This is a genomic window from Rhizobium sp. C1 (assembly GCF_021026335.1).
GTDB lineage: Bacteria > Pseudomonadota > Alphaproteobacteria > Rhizobiales > Rhizobiaceae > Ensifer_A.
Map to the genome: position 1 here is coordinate 202086 of NZ_JAJNCY010000001.1, position 14591 is coordinate 216676.

Consider the following 14591-nt stretch of genomic DNA (forward strand, 5'->3'; position numbering starts at 1 on the left):
TGAAGGACTTGTGACAGTTGGATGACGTTCAGATGCCGAAGGTCGGATTTGGGGGGAGGTTGGGCGGACGATAGTCCTTGCGCTCTTCTAAGCGGGTCCCGACAGAGGGATGGAGGATGGCGTCTTGTGGTATCTTGCGATGCCGACCGAACGGGATCATCCAGCCTCGCCAGCCGCGATTTGGCCGGCCCCGTTCGTCTTCACGCCACGGACGAAGACGCGGGATACACTCGATGATCCACCAGAGACCTTTGAGGGATTCGTGCTGTTTCGCGACGGGAGAGGGCGCCGGATAAGGACTGCCGGGTGCCTTGCCGAGCAGTGTCTGGATCGCGCTTTCGTCGTAAAGCAGACCAATATTGCTCTGCGCCGATTCTGTGATCAGCCATTCCAGCGGAACCTTTGCGAGCGCGCTTTCCGCCTCCACATAGCCGCCGCCGACATCGGCGTGGACGCCGGCAAACCATCGCTCCTTGACGTTCTGATCCGGGAGGGCCGCGTCCGGCAGTGGGTTTCCGAATGCATCCTTCGGCCGGAACGGGCCGCCCCAGAATTTCTCGCCGGCTGGCCAAAGCTGCGGATGAAACATGGTGCGCCGCTCGTCGATGGAAACCGCGTGCCTGACGGCCTCGACGCTGCGGTTCTTGCGCGTAAAGGGATGTGTGGTCAGTTGCGGGTAGTATTTACCCCATTCAATGACCGAGGATACCGTATCGAACAGAAGCAGCGACTTGATCGCGGGCCGGTAGGTCCGCAGCGTTCGCTCGTAGAGGCGCATCGTCTGGAAAGCGGCGTCTGGCCCTGAGGTTTCGCGCGATATGCCGTCGTCATCCTCGGTCTTGGGGATCGACTTGTAGGTGCGGTAGGCATAGTCGAGCAGGTTTAGCTGGTAGGGTTCGACAAGACCCAGAGCATGAATGAAACCCGCGAGCACGCGGGCGGAATAGGCGCCGCGGCTGAAGCCGATGATGGTGATGCGATCTTCCTCGCCGGTCTTGCGCCCAGACGCGTCGAGAGCGCTTCTTTCGAAATTCTCGACAATGAAGCCATAGGCATCGAGAACATTCTGATCGAGCCCGAAGCCTGTGGCCAGCCCCCAGATTTCATAGATCCGGCTGGCGAGCCAGCTGGTGTCGTGATTGACACCCATTGTGCCCACGCCAGGGTCATAATAGACGAGCTGCCGAGCGCTTCTTTCGAGGCAGCCGTAGAGGCGCAAGGGGTTGGTGCGGTCACCGCTGATCTGGTTGGACGTTCCGTCGAAAATGATCACGATGTTCTTGGCCACGATCCCCTCCATAGTCATGAAGGGGATCTTAGTGGGTCTGTTCAATTTTTTCAATTGCAGGTTTTATTTTTGCATATATTCGCGTCTTGCCGACGCGCTCTATCGCTGCTGAAGAATCCTGACCACTCTCGGGCTCATGTGCCCGAGGCGCATCTGCGCGACTTCCTCGTAGGAAAGGCGTCCGCTTGCGACCGCGTTGATCATTCTCGTGCAGGCTGCGCGATCAGCTTCCGAGTCCTTGACGTCAAGAAGCAGCGCCACGTTATGTCTTGTCTGTGGACTGGAGAGATGCGCATGCGCGATGCACTTTTCCGTCGTCTCACTCCGCAGCCTCTTGCTGCCTGCAAGCGCGGCGGCGCCGGTTTCAAAATTTGTCTTTGAGGGCACAGTGGTGCATCCCGAAACGGCAAGGCCGCACAGGAGGAGAACTGCAATCTTCTTCATAAAAATCCTCACAATCCCAAGATGTAAACGTACCCTCGCTGAAAGGGCTATCTTGGAAGAAGGATACGGTCAAGCAAACTCTGGCGGCCCCTAATCGGTCCACACAATACCGTTAATTCGGGCAGAGTCGCGGTTGGGTCCGCAACCCGCGTCGGGCTGCGGACCGATGCTGAAGTCAGAAATAGCTCTGCAGCGGACGCACTTCCAGCTGGCCCTGCTTCAGAGCGCGGATCGCTTCCGCTGCTGCAAGAGAGCCCGACATGGTCGTATAGTAGGGCACCTTCTGCATCAGCGCGGCGCGGCGCAGCGATTTTGAGTCCGAAATCGCCTTGTTGCCGTCCGTCGTGTTGAAGACGAGCTGGACCTGGCGGTTGCGGATGGCGTCCTCGATATGCGGGCGGCCTTCCAGCACCTTGTTGATCTTGATCGCCTCGATGCCGTTTTCGGCGAGGAAGCGCTGGGTGCCGCCGGTTGCCAGCACCCGGAAGCCGATGTCGGCGAGGATGCGGATGGCGGGCAGGATGCGGTCCTTGTCGCCGTCGCGCACGGAGACGAAGACGGTGCCTTCACGCGGGAGATCGACGCCGGCGCCGAGCTGCGACTTGGCAAACGCCAGCGCGTAATCGGTGTCGAGGCCCATGACTTCGCCGGTCGAGCGCATTTCCGGGCCGAGCAGCGTATCGACGCCGGGGAAGCGGGCGAAGGGGAAGACGGCTTCCTTGACCGCGATGTGCTTGAGCGCACGCGGATCGGGCTTCTTGCCATAGGCGGCGACGGCCTCGTCGAGCTTTTCGCCGGCCATGATGCGGGCGGCGATCTTGGCGATCGGCGCGCCGATGGTCTTGGCGACGAAGGGTACGGTGCGCGAGGCGCGCGGGTTCACTTCGAGAATGTAGATCGTGCCGTCCTTGACCGCGAACTGGACGTTCATCAGGCCGCCGACGTTCAGCGCCTTGGCGAGAACCTTGGTCTGGCGTTCCAGTTCGTCGACCATCTCGTTAGACAGCGTGTGGACGGGCAGCGAGCAGGCGCTATCGCCGGAATGGATGCCGGCTTCTTCGATATGTTCCATGATGCCGGAAACGAACACATCCTTGCCATCGCAGAGGCAGTCGACGTCGACTTCGACGGCGTTGGTCAGGTAGCTGTCGAAGAGAAGCGGGTTCTTGCCGAGCAGCGTGTTGATCTGGCCGGTCTTGTCGTTCGGGTAGCGCGCCTTGATGTCTTCCGGCACGAGTTCCGGAACTGTATCCAGCAGGTAGGACTGGAGCTGGCCTTCCGAATGGATGATCTGCATGGCGCGGCCGCCCAGAACATAGGACGGGCGAACGACCAGCGGGAACCCGATCTCGCCGGCGACGAGGCGGGCCTGCTCGACCGAATAGGCGATGCCGTTGTTCGGCTGCGTCAGGTCGAGCTTCTGGAGGAGCTTCTGGAAGCGGTCGCGGTCTTCGGCAAGGTCGATCATGTCCGGCGCGGTGCCGAGGATCGGGATGCCATTCTTTTCGAGCGCTTCGGCCAGTTTCAGCGGGGTCTGGCCGCCGAACTGCACGATGACGCCGACGAGCTCGCCGCTTTCCTGCTCGGCGCGCATGATCTCGATCACGTCTTCGGCCGTCAGCGGCTCGAAATAGAGGCGATCGGAGGTGTCGTAGTCGGTCGAGACCGTTTCCGGGTTGCAGTTGACCATGATGGCTTCAAAGCCGGCATCCTTCAGCGCGAAGGCGGCATGGCAGCAGCAATAGTCGAACTCGATGCCCTGGCCGATGCGGTTCGGGCCGCCGCCGAGGATGACGACCTTCTTGCGCGTCGAGACCTGCGCTTCGGAGCGCGTCGCACCTGCAAAGGGCGTCTCGTAGGTCGAGTACATGTAGGCGGTCGGCGAGGCAAATTCGGCAGCGCAGGTGTCGATGCGCTTGTAGACGGGGCGGACGTTAAGGCGGTTGCGCAGGTGCGCGACTTCCTTGGCGGTCTTGGCCGTGAGCGAGGCGAGGCGGGCGTCGGAGAAGCCCATGGCCTTCAGCATGCGCAGATTCTGCTCGTCTTCCGGCAGGCCATGCTCGCGCACGCGGGCTTCCATGTCGACGATCTTCTTGAGCTGGGCGATGAACCACGGGTCGATCTTGCAGCCCTGATGCACTTCTTCTTCCGACATGCCGAGGCGCAGCGCCTGGGCGACGTGGCGCAGACGGTTCGGGGTCGGCGTGCCGATGGCGGCGCGGATGGCGTTCTTGTCGTCGTCGCCGTCGCCGAGGCCGGGGATTTCGATTTCGTCGAGGCCGGTCAGGCCGGTTTCAAGACCGCGCAGGGCCTTCTGCAGCGATTCCGCGAAGGTGCGGCCGATCGCCATCACTTCGCCGACCGATTTCATGGCGGTCGTCAGAACCGGCGATGCGCCCGGGAACTTCTCGAAGGCGAAGCGCGGGATCTTGGTGACGACATAGTCGATTGACGGTTCGAACGAGGCCGGCGTTGCGCCGCCGGTGATGTCGTTTTCGAGTTCGTCCAGCGTGTAGCCGACGGCGAGCTTGGCGGCGATCTTGGCGATCGGGAAGCCGGTGGCCTTCGATGCAAGAGCGGACGAGCGCGACACGCGCGGGTTCATTTCGATGACGACGAGGCGGCCGTTTTCCGGGTTGACGGCGAACTGAACGTTCGAGCCACCGGTCTCGACGCCGATCTCGCGCAGAACCGCGATCGAGGCGTTGCGCATGATCTGGTATTCTTTGTCGGTCAGCGTCAGCGCAGGGGCAACGGTGATCGAGTCACCGGTGTGGACGCCCATCGGGTCGATGTTTTCGATCGAGCAGATGATGATGCAATTGTCCGCCTTGTCGCGGACAACTTCCATCTCGTATTCCTTCCAGCCGAGAACGCTTTCTTCGATCAGGACTTCGGTGGTCGGCGAGGCGTCGAGGCCGCCGGAGACGATGTCGTAGAATTCCGAGCGGTTATAGGCAATGCCGCCCCCGGTGCCGCCCATGGTGAAGGACGGGCGGATGATGGCGGGAAGGCCGACCACATCGATCGCCTGCGCGGCGACCGCCATTGCGTGGCTGATATAGCGCTGCTTGCGGTCGGTCTCGCCAAGGTTCCACTGGTTTTCCAGCTCGTCGAGCGCCTTGTCGAGCGCGTCGCCGGACAGCTCGGCGCGCAGCTTGGCGCGGGCGGCCTCATGCGTCTTGCGGTCGGCATTCTTGATGTCGGTGGCATTGGCCAGCATCGACTTCGGCGTTTCGAGACCGATCTTTTCCATCGCCTCGCGGAAGAGCGCGCGGTCTTCTGCCTTGTCGATGGCTTCGGGCTTGGCGCCGATCATCTCGACATTGTAGCGGTCGAGCACGCCCATGCGCTTCAGTGAGAGGGCGGTGTTGAGCGCCGTCTGGCCGCCCATGGTCGGAAGGAGCGCATCGGGGCGCTCCTTGGCGATGATCTTGGCGACGACTTCAGGGGTGATCGGCTCGATATAGGTCGCGTCCGCCAGACCCGGATCGGTCATGATCGTGGCCGGGTTGGAGTTGACCAGAATGACGCGGTAACCCTCTTCCTTGAGAGCCTTGCAGGCCTGTGTGCCTGAATAGTCGAATTCGCAAGCCTGACCGATGACAATCGGCCCCGCGCCGATGATGAGGATGGACTTGAGATCTTGGCGCTTCGGCATGGCGTCATTCCATATTTGTAGGCCTGCGACAAAGACCGGCGACGGTACTTGACCGGGCCGGGTGCAGGCTTCGTGACTTAAAGGCTAGGTGGGCCTTATAGGGAATGTCTTTGTGGAAACCAACCCCGAAAATGTAACTCTCTGGGGATTTGTACCGTCAGGAGGGGACGGTCGTTGCTCCCACGTAATCCATTTGAACGGGCCGGAGACCAGAACGTGATTTCAGGCGCGTTTCCAGACGTGAGACGGCGAGAATGGCCCAAGCGGCAACGGCAATTCCTGCGATAACATCGACGAGGTAATGCCCACCATTGGGGATTGCGGATGCCGCCATCATAGCATTGATGGCCGCGACGGGGTAGCGGAGAAGCTTGTGGTGCCACCACGCCCATCCGCATAGAACCGCCACTGCTGCATGCACCGATGGGAAAGATATGACCCCTGCGAGCTTAAACGGTGCGAAGGCGAAAATGTTACCGCTCTTGAGTTGTTGCAGTTGCGGAACGAAATCGAGGGCGAACTGCAAGCTAATATTTTTCGCGTGGTGTATGTCGGCGGCGGCAAATGCGCCCACTGCCGGTGCCGTTGCTGCGACGATGCTTGCAGCCAAAACAATCAGACCATAGCACATAATCATCTTGTAAGCCCGCGTTGGAACGGAGCCGAGTGAGAGCAGCAATGGGTATGCAATGAGCTGCGGCGTGAATGCCGAATAGGCGTAGCCAAACAGGCGGCCAAGCCACGGCCGCTCATCAATGAACCCGATTGTTGCTTTCCAGTCGAAACCTATGGCGGAATCGGCAAAACTTAACTGGTGATCCGAGAAATCGAAAGGCAGTTGCATCGCGATATAAGCCGAGGCCGCAACGGGAAAAAGCAGAAGCAAGTGAAAGAGTAGAGCCTGCGCAAAAGCCTGAACCCGACGGAACCCGCATCTACGAGCGTATAACGCCAAAGTGGCACTCGCTATTGCTGCTGGAGCCAACGCCATGAACCATGCTTCGAGGTCCACACGCAGGACTGTAAAAGGCAGTATTGCGACGATCACAAGCCAAAATGCTGCCGAAAACCATGTCAGCAATTTTAGCATTTTACCACCCCGGATATATATCAGATCGATGTGGTGCGATCCTAGATCGCTGCGAGTTAACGCAGTATTTCCAGTTCAGGAGCTTGCTCAAAATAAAAATCTTGAGGCTGTCCTGATGTCTGTCGGTATAGATAATATATATATTTTTATATTGTAGAATATCCTACTTTTTGACCGGCAGCTGTACATTCTTCAAGCTCACCGCGCAGATCAGCGCAATAAAGCCGATGATGGCACCCGTCAGGAAGAGCGGGTGGAAGGCGCCGTGATAGACTTCGGCGACGAGATGGCGAGCGGCTTCCGGGAGGGCTGCAGCGTCTTTCGGGGTCAGCTTTTCGATGTCGTCGACGCCGGGAATGGGCTTGGCAAGATGGGCGACGCTGGCCGCAAGGATCGCGCCATAGACAGAGATGCCGATGGAGGCGCCGCCCATGCGGGTGAGCGTGACCACGCCGGTCGCGGCGCCCGTATCGCGCTTGTCGGCTGCGTTCTGGACACCGAGAACCGGAACCTGCTGGGCAACGCCGATGCCAAGCCCGTTGAGCAGCAGCAGCGGCGCGATGACCCAGAGCGGGGCGGAGAGCGGCAGGAAGGCGATGATCGTCAGCGCGACAACGCCCGAGCAGCCTGAAATGACGGCAAAGATCTTGTAGCGACCCGTGCGCGACATGATGCGGCCGGAGGTGACGGAACCGATGGCGATGCCGCCGGTCAGCGGGATGAACAGGAGACCCGCGTTGGTCGGGGTGAGGCCCACGGCGGACTGGAGATAAAGCGCAAAATAGGTCGAAAGGCCGATGCCGATTGCGCCGCTTGCCATGGAGAAGACCAGGAGAAGATTGACCGTCGACTTCGAGAAAAGGCTCAGGGGCACGACCGGTTCGGCCACGCGCTTTTCCACCTGGATCCAGAAGACGATGCAGAGCGCGCCGATGCCGAGGATGGCGAGGCTTTGAGGCGCGAGCAGGCCGCCGAACAGTTCCGAGCTGTCTGCCCAAAGGACGAGGCTTGCAATGGCGGCCGCCAGAAGGAGCGCGCCGATATAGTCGATCTTCGGTTTACGATGCGGACGCTTGTAAGGCAGCATGGCGCCGATGCCGAGCAGGACGACGATGCCGACGGGCAGGTTGACGAGGAAGATGGACCGCCAGCCGAAAACGTCGCTCATCACGCCCCCGAGCGCCGGTCCGACCGCACCCGAAAGCATCAGCATCAGGCTCGAATAGCTCTGGTATTTCGCCCGTTCACGCGGCTCGAAGAGATCGGCGTTGATCGAGAAGATCGAGACCATGATGCCGCCGCCGCCCAGCGCCTGCAGGACGCGCGCGGCAATCAGCGTGTCCATCGAGACCGCAAGACCGCAGGTGGCGGAGCCCAGGGTAAAGATGAAGACAGCCGCCATCATCACATATTTGCGTCCGAACAGATCGCCGAGCTTCCCGTAAAGAGGCATGACTGCACTGGAGGCGAGAAGATAGGCAGAGCCGACCCAGCCGAAGCGTTCCAGTTGCCCGAACTCGCCGACGATCGTCGGCAGCGCCGTCGCCACGATCTGGTTGTCGAGCGTGGCCATGAACACGCCCGTCAAGAGAAATGCGAAGATGATCAGCCGGCGCTTGTGGTCGAGTCCCATGGGCGCTTCATGATGAATTTCGGCCTCGGGGCTCGCATTTTTCAAACGGTTGTGCATGACAGGACAATTCCGATAGTGCAGCGTATGGGAAGTCGCGCATTTATGTGCCTACATCAAACAAATGTCAAATTCATATGCGTGACAAGTGCAATTAAATTTGTTATACTTCAGCAGGATCAGGAGGAGTTTTTATCGTCATGAGCGCCAAGGCCGAACACGCGTCCAACGGTGAAAAGTCTGCCGCCGCGGCGGATATCGCGCGGATATCGCAGGCGATGTCGCGCATGCGCCTGATGATTGGCCGACGCATCATCGGCCGTATGGCGATGAAGAGGGCGGCGCCGACGCTCGAGCTGTCGCATCTCGACGTCATCGAGGCGGTCCGGCGAATTTCCGAGAGCAGCGAGGTGACGGTCGGGGCGGTGGCGGACATGATGCATGTCGATCCATCCCGCAGCAGCCGGCTGATTTCCGAGCTCGTGCAAGGTGAATTCCTCGTCCGCTCCGTCTCGCAGGCCGATGCGCGGCGCGCGGTGGTCGAACTCACCGACAAGGCACGCGCCTATTTCCGCGAGGCCCAGAGCGTCAAGCGCGACCTGATCGAATCCATCGTCGCAGACTGGAGCGTGGACGATATCGCGCATTTCGGGCGCCTCTACCTGAAATTCGTCGAGGAGTTCGAGCAAATGGCGAAGTCCTCCGAGGTCTGATTTCCCATCCGGCCTATGGAGCGTCTCAAAAAGACATTTCCATGACGCCGCGATTCTGTCAGAAGGCGGGGGTCGTTTTTCCCGAAAGTCCCCTCCATGATCATCGATGCTTCACCGAAGCCTGAAACTGCAGCCGCTGTGGCGCCTTCGGGGCGACCGGCGGGCTTCGCGCTTGGCCTTGTCGCCATGATTGCCGCGGCGCTGGCGATGAGCATTTCCCCGTCGCTTGTGCGGCTTGCCGATGTCGGCCCCTATGCCAGCGCCTTCTGGCGCGTTTTTCTGGCGCTGCCTGTCCTGTGGTTCTGGATGCTGCAGGAGGAGCGGCAGCGACCGGATGCGCCGCGGGCGCATTTTCCGCTCGGAACGATCCTGGCGGGCCTCGCCTTTACCGGCGATCTCTTCTTCTGGCATCTGACGGTGATGCATACGAGCATCGCCAATGGCACGTTCTTCGCCACCATGGCGCCGCTCTGGGTGGTTGTTTTCGGCTGGCTGTTATTGCGCCAGAAGGTGAGCCGCATGACGCTGTTCGGCCTGGGGCTGTGCCTGGTCGGCGGTTCGGCGCTGGTGGCGGAGAGTCTCGCCTTCAATCCCGCTCATGCGCTGGGGGACATGATGGGCATCGTCACCGGCGTGTTCTTCGGTCTCTATTTCCTCGCAGTCGGCGCTGCGCGCCTGAAGAGCGGAGCGGCACGCGTCACGTTCGAAATGAGTCTCATCACGGCGGCACTGCTTTTCGTTGTGGCCCTGGTCATGGAGCCGCATATTCTGCCGAAGAGTGGCTATGGCTGGGGGATTCTCCTGACGCTCGCCTTTGTCAGTCATGCCGGCGGGCAGGGGCTGCTCTCCATCGCGCTGGGCCGTCTGCCGACCGTATTCTCGTCGCTGGTCATTTTCCTCGAGGCGATTGCCGCAGCGATCATCGCCTGGATCCTGCTCGATGAGCCGGTGTCGCTGCTTCAGGCGGGTGGCGGACTGGTCATTCTCTGCGGCATCTGGGTAGCGCGTCCGAAGACGGCCTGAAAACACAAGTGTCAGTTCCAGCTCGCGACCTTTGCCTTGACTTCGCTTGCGAAGCTGCGGCTGACGGGCAGTTCCGTTCCGTCTTTCAGACGCGCCAGCAGCTTGCCGTCCCTTGAGGCCAGGGCCTCGAAGGCGGCGCGGGCGATCCAGTGCGAACGGTGGATCTGTGTCCCCTCTGTCTCTGCGAGTTCCGAGAGCGCATCGGAGAAGCGGATGAGGATCAGTTCGCGTCCGCGACTCGTGACCGTCATCGTGTAATGATCTTCCGCCGAAAGGCGCAGGATCGGGCCGCGATTTTCCGGCTTGAGACGGGATAGAAGGGCAGGCGGCTCCGGTGTCCGTGAAGGCTGCATGCCTGCTTCTGCCGAAAAGGGTGCAGAGACGGCTGCTGCAGAGGCATTGGCCGCGTCCGTCACCATCCGGATCTGCTTTTCATGCCGCATCGAGGCCCAGAAAATCAGCGTGAAAACCACGGAGATCGGGAGGGCTTGTGCGGTGTTTTCCAGATAGGCCTGCCAGGACGGTTCCGGGCCGCGCCAGGAATAGACGATGAACATCGTCGACAGGCCGATGACGGGGCAGGAGGCGAGCGAGCCCAGAAACATACGGGGGAAGGGCGCTGCGATCAGTCCGTCCAGGTACAGTTCGGCAAGGATCACGAAGACGATGGCAATCCCGGTACTGACGAAGATGCTCACCAGCCAGAAGCCGAAGCGCGGCAAGACCCCGAGATGCTGGCCCGTGCCAAACGGGCCAATGGCGGTGAACAGCAAGACGATGGCCGCCAGCACGATCCAGAAGTTTCTGGAGCTTGCGAAATCCTGCAATTCGCGAAGCGCGGAGTGCAATTTGCCACCGTTCACGTATGTGCCCCTTCAACGTGCGTACACGGATTTGATCGGCGGAAACAATTGGACGAAGCAGAGGCCAGTTGCAATCCCCCGGAGTGTGCCAAATGAACCTTCAGCCCTTTCTCGACGCCTCCTTCGCGGTACAGTTTCACGTTTGTACCGTCATCCCTGCGGCATTTCTCGGCGCCTATGTCCTCATGACCCGAAAGGGTACAGCGCGCCACAAACGCCTTGGTCGCATCTGGGTGGCGCTGATGATCCTGACGGCAATCTCCACCTTCTTTATCCACCAAATCCGGGTTTGGGGTGCTTTCAGCCCGATCCATCTTCTCTCTGTCGTCGTAATCGTTTCCTGTGCGCTCGCGATCTGGCAGGTTCGGCGCGGAAACATCCGGGCGCATAAATCCGCCCTGATCAGCGCCTATATCGGCGGCATCTTCGGTGCGGGGCTTTTCACATTCTGGCCGGGCCGGCTGATGAACCAGATCGTTCTGGGTGGCTCCGTCGGTTCTGATGCGGATACTGTTCGGCATTCGATCCTGGCAGCCGGTATTGTGGTTGCGATTGGATATGCCTGTGCGATGTATGCTACGCGTTTCCGGTCCGCGCGGCGGCCTGCCCGGAATGCGCGACGTTTAGAAAATGCCTGACGGAGAACCATGTGCTGATCGTCCATTACCTCAACAACTCCCGCGCCCATCGGCTGATCTGGCTGCTTGAAGAGCTTGGCCTCGACTACGAGATCAAATTCTACCGGCGCGGTCCTGATTATCGTGCGCCGGCCGAATTGAAGAAGGTGCATCCGCTCGGCAAGTCGCCGGTTCTGGAAGACGACGGTCTGGTGATTGCCGAGAGTGGGGCGATCTTCGAATATCTCCTGGATAAATACGATCCGAAGGGCCTCGTGCCGCAGCCAGGAACGCCGGAGCGTCTGGCCTATACCTATTGGCTTCATTATGCCGAAGGTTCGGCCATGCCGCTTCTGGTCATGAAACTGATCTTCACCATGATCCCGAAACAGGTTCCCTTCTTCATGAAGCCCTTCGCCAGGGCGATCAGCGGCGGCATCATGGGGCGCATGATCGATCCGCAGCTGAAGGAGAATGCCGATCTGTGGGAGGCGGAGCTTTCCGAGAACGGTTGGTTTGCCGGCTCTGCCTTTTCGGCCGCCGACATCATCATGAGTTTTCCGGTGGAGGCTGCCGTCACGCGGGCTGGCCTCGGTTCCGGCTATCCCGCGATCCAGAAATGGCTTCAGGCGATCAAGACGCGGGACGCTCACAAGCGGGCCAGTGAAAAGGTGAGCTGAGGCTGCGCCATAGATTTGCCGCGCCGCTCAATTCGGATAGAAGGGTGATGTCAGCGGTTGAGAGGGGCTCGCTATGGATCTGAACGGACGCCGGGAATCCGACAATATCGAGGATGTGCGGGGTCAGTCCGATGGCGGGCCTGTCGGGCGCGGTGGGGGATTTAACATTCCGGGCGGCATCCCGCTTGGCGGTTTTTCCTTCCGTACTCTCCTGATCTTCGCGGTGATCTATCTTGTGTGCAAGTTTGCGCTCGGGATCGATCTCCTGCAGCTTCTCTCCGGCGAGCCCAGCAGGCAGGCCGGGTCAAGCTACAGCCAGTCGCAAAATCCGGCCAGCAACACCGCGCAGAACGATGACATGAAGAAATTTGTCTCGCAGGTGCTGGCCGATACGGAAGATACCTGGAGCGGCATTTTCGAATCCATGGGCAAGAATTACGAGCGGCCGAAGCTGGTCATGTATTCAGGCCGCTGGAACTCGGCCTGCGGCGAGGCCAGTGCTGCCGTCGGGCCCTTCTATTGTCCGTCCGATCGCAAGGTCTATCTCGACACGGATTTCTTCCACGAGATGCAGACCAAGTTCTCGGCTGGCGGTGACTTCGCCGATGCCTATGTGATCGCGCATGAGGTTGGCCACCATGTGCAGAACCTTCTCGGCATTCTGCCGAAGTTCAACCAGGCGCGCAAAAGCATGAGCGAGACGCAGGCGAATGCCATGTCCGTGCGGGTCGAGCTGCAGGCCGACTGTTTTGCCGGCATCTGGGGCAAGTTCACCCAGCAGAAGGGTATTCTGCAATCGGGCGATCTGGAAGAAGCTCTCAATGCCGCCCACCAGATCGGTGACGACGCGCTGCAGAAGCAGGGCCGGGGCTATGTCGTTCCCGACAGCTTCACGCATGGCACGTCAGCGCAACGCATGAAGTGGTTTCAGCGCGGTTTCGACACCGGCAAGCTTTCGGCCTGCGATACGTTCAGCGGCGCGATTTGAGCCGTACATGGAGGGTCGAATGGGCTTGTCCCATTCGCCCGCCTTTGCGCTCTATCAAGAAATTTCATCAACGCGGTACTTTTCCGGGGTGCCATTTGCCGCTTTTTTAAGCTAGGTTCTCGCGCAAATTGAGACTGCCGGGATGCTTTTAGCGCTTTCCTGACCGGTGGCTAAGATAAAGCGCCTCGAGAATCGATATGGAACAGGCATTGAAAACAGGCGGCTCCTGGGGCCGGCATCTGGCGGACACGGCGTTGCTCGGTGCACCGCTGATCGGCGCTCAGATCGCGCAGCTGGCGATCAACACGACGGATGTGCTCATCATCAGCCAGTTGGGAACCACCGAGCTGGCGGCGATCGTGCTGGCCTCGCAGTTCTTCTTCACGATCTTCATTCTGGGCAGCGGCTTTTCGACGGCGGCGATCCCGCTGGCGACGCATGCGCTGGCAGTTGGCGACGAGCGCGGCGTGCGCCGCGCGATCCGCATGGGCATGTGGGCGTCGCTCGCCTTCTCCATCCTGTGCATTCCGCTGTTCCTTTACTCGGAGCCGATCCTGCTCCTGCTCGGGCAGAAGCCGGACGTGGCGGCCTATGCGGCGTCCTACCTGCACATTGCCGGCTTTGGCATCATTCCGGCGCTGCAGTTTATGGTGCTGCGCTCGTTCCTCAGCGCACTCAAGCGCGCGGCCATCATCCTTTATGTGACGGTTGCGGTCCTCGTGCTCAACGCTGTCTTTGCCTATGCCTTCGTGCTGGGGCATTTCGGCATGCCGGCCTTCGGCATGCATGCGGCGGCCTATGTGGCGGCTGGCGTGAACCTGTTCGGCTTCGTGGCTGCGGTCGTCTATATCGAGCGCGTGCCGATCCTGGCGGCCTATGGCCTGTTTACCCGCTTCTGGCGGCCTGACTGGCAGGCGTTGGGCGAGGTGGTGCGGCTTGGTATTCCGGTCGGCCTGATGGTTCTGGCGGAAGTCAGCCTCTTCACCGTTGCCTCTCTCATGATGGGCTGGATCGGGACGGTTGAGCTTGCCGCGCATGGCATTGCGCTGCAGTTCGCCTCCATGTCCTTCATGGTGCCGCTCGGGCTGGCACAGGCCGCGACTGTTCGCGTTGGCCTGGCGGCGGGGGCAGGCAAGCGTGCCGATGTGATGCGGGCGGGAGGCGCAGCCGTACTGCTTGCCACCGGGTTTGCGCTCGCGAGCTGTATCCTCTTTATCGTGGAAAGAGAATCGCTTGCGCGGCTTTTCGTCGATCCGGATTCAAACAATGCGGCAGAGTTGATCGCAACGGCAGGCCCGTTCATCATCGTCGCCGGCGCCTTCCAGCTCTTTGACGGGCTGCAGGCGATCGGAGCAGGCCTTGCCCGCGGCCTCAAGGACTCGACCGTGCCGATGGTTCTGGCGATCGTCAGCTATTGGGGCATCGGCTTTACCAGCGCCTATCTGCTTGCCTTCCCGCTGGGCTTTGGCGGGATCGGCATCTGGTACGGCTTCATGCTGGGACTGGCGGCGGCCTCCATCGCGCTCAACGGCCGCTTCTATTATCTGGCACGCCGCAACCGGCTCGCCTGAAAGCTCCCGCGGCCTTAAGAAGT

General features: G+C 60.6%; 12 protein-coding genes. 6 read left to right on the forward strand and 6 right to left on the reverse strand.

What is annotated here, in order from left to right; translation table 11 throughout:
* Positions 1-28: 28 nt before the first annotated feature.
* The 5 genes from LQK83_RS00990 to LQK83_RS01010 all read right to left on the reverse strand — a co-directional run bounded on the left by LQK83_RS00990 (position 29) and on the right by LQK83_RS01010 (position 8116).
* Positions 29-1288, reverse strand: a complete 1260-nt coding sequence (locus tag LQK83_RS00990) for a DUF2235 domain-containing protein (RefSeq protein ID WP_230835426.1) — start codon at positions 1286-1288, stop codon at positions 29-31.
* 99 nt (positions 1289-1387) lie between these two features.
* Positions 1388-1732, reverse strand: coding sequence for a hypothetical protein (locus LQK83_RS00995; protein ID WP_230835427.1), 345 nt, complete (start codon positions 1730-1732; stop codon positions 1388-1390).
* 175 nt (positions 1733-1907) lie between these two features.
* Positions 1908-5393 (reverse strand): carbamoyl-phosphate synthase large subunit, encoded by a 3486-nt coding sequence (carB, locus tag LQK83_RS01000; protein WP_230835428.1) that lies wholly within the window; start codon positions 5391-5393, stop codon positions 1908-1910.
* A gap of 157 nt (positions 5394-5550) precedes the next feature.
* Positions 5551-6483 (reverse strand): phosphatase PAP2 family protein, encoded by a 933-nt coding sequence (locus tag LQK83_RS01005; protein ID WP_230835429.1) that lies wholly within the window; start codon positions 6481-6483, stop codon positions 5551-5553.
* Positions 6484-6646: 163 nt separating this feature from the next.
* Positions 6647-8116 carry an MDR family MFS transporter gene (locus LQK83_RS01010; protein WP_230835430.1) on the reverse strand — a complete coding sequence of 490 codons (1470 nt, stop codon included), beginning with the start codon at positions 8114-8116 and terminating at the stop codon, positions 6647-6649.
* 197 nt (positions 8117-8313) lie between these two features.
* On the opposite strand from LQK83_RS01010, the gene LQK83_RS01015 reads away from it, so the two are divergent.
* Entirely contained in the window at positions 8314-8826 is a 513-nt protein-coding gene (locus LQK83_RS01015; RefSeq protein WP_230835431.1) for a MarR family winged helix-turn-helix transcriptional regulator, read from the forward strand.
* Between the two features lie 96 nt (positions 8827-8922).
* Positions 8923-9849, forward strand: coding sequence for a DMT family transporter (locus tag LQK83_RS01020; RefSeq protein WP_230835432.1), 927 nt, complete (start codon positions 8923-8925; stop codon positions 9847-9849).
* Positions 9850-9860: 11 nt separating this feature from the next.
* Here the strand turns inward: LQK83_RS01020 and LQK83_RS21715 are convergent, their stop codons facing one another.
* Positions 9861-10712 (reverse strand): LytTR family DNA-binding domain-containing protein, encoded by an 852-nt coding sequence (locus LQK83_RS21715; RefSeq protein ID WP_230835433.1) that lies wholly within the window; start codon positions 10710-10712, stop codon positions 9861-9863.
* Positions 10713-10804: 92 nt separating this feature from the next.
* On the opposite strand from LQK83_RS21715, the gene LQK83_RS01030 reads away from it, so the two are divergent.
* From LQK83_RS01030 to LQK83_RS01045, 4 genes are all read left to right on the forward strand, one after another.
* On the forward strand, positions 10805-11350 hold the full coding sequence (locus LQK83_RS01030) for a DUF2306 domain-containing protein (protein WP_230835434.1): 546 nt from the start codon (positions 10805-10807) through the stop codon (positions 11348-11350).
* Positions 11351-11361: 11 nt separating this feature from the next.
* Positions 11362-12009, forward strand: coding sequence for a glutathione S-transferase (locus LQK83_RS01035; RefSeq protein ID WP_230835435.1), 648 nt, complete (start codon positions 11362-11364; stop codon positions 12007-12009).
* Positions 12010-12082: 73 nt separating this feature from the next.
* Positions 12083-12997, forward strand: a complete 915-nt coding sequence (gene ypfJ, locus LQK83_RS01040; RefSeq protein ID WP_230835436.1) for a KPN_02809 family neutral zinc metallopeptidase — start codon at positions 12083-12085, stop codon at positions 12995-12997.
* Between the two features lie 197 nt (positions 12998-13194).
* Positions 13195-14568 (forward strand): MATE family efflux transporter, encoded by a 1374-nt coding sequence (locus LQK83_RS01045; protein ID WP_230835437.1) that lies wholly within the window; start codon positions 13195-13197, stop codon positions 14566-14568.
* Positions 14569-14591 lie beyond the last annotated feature (23 nt).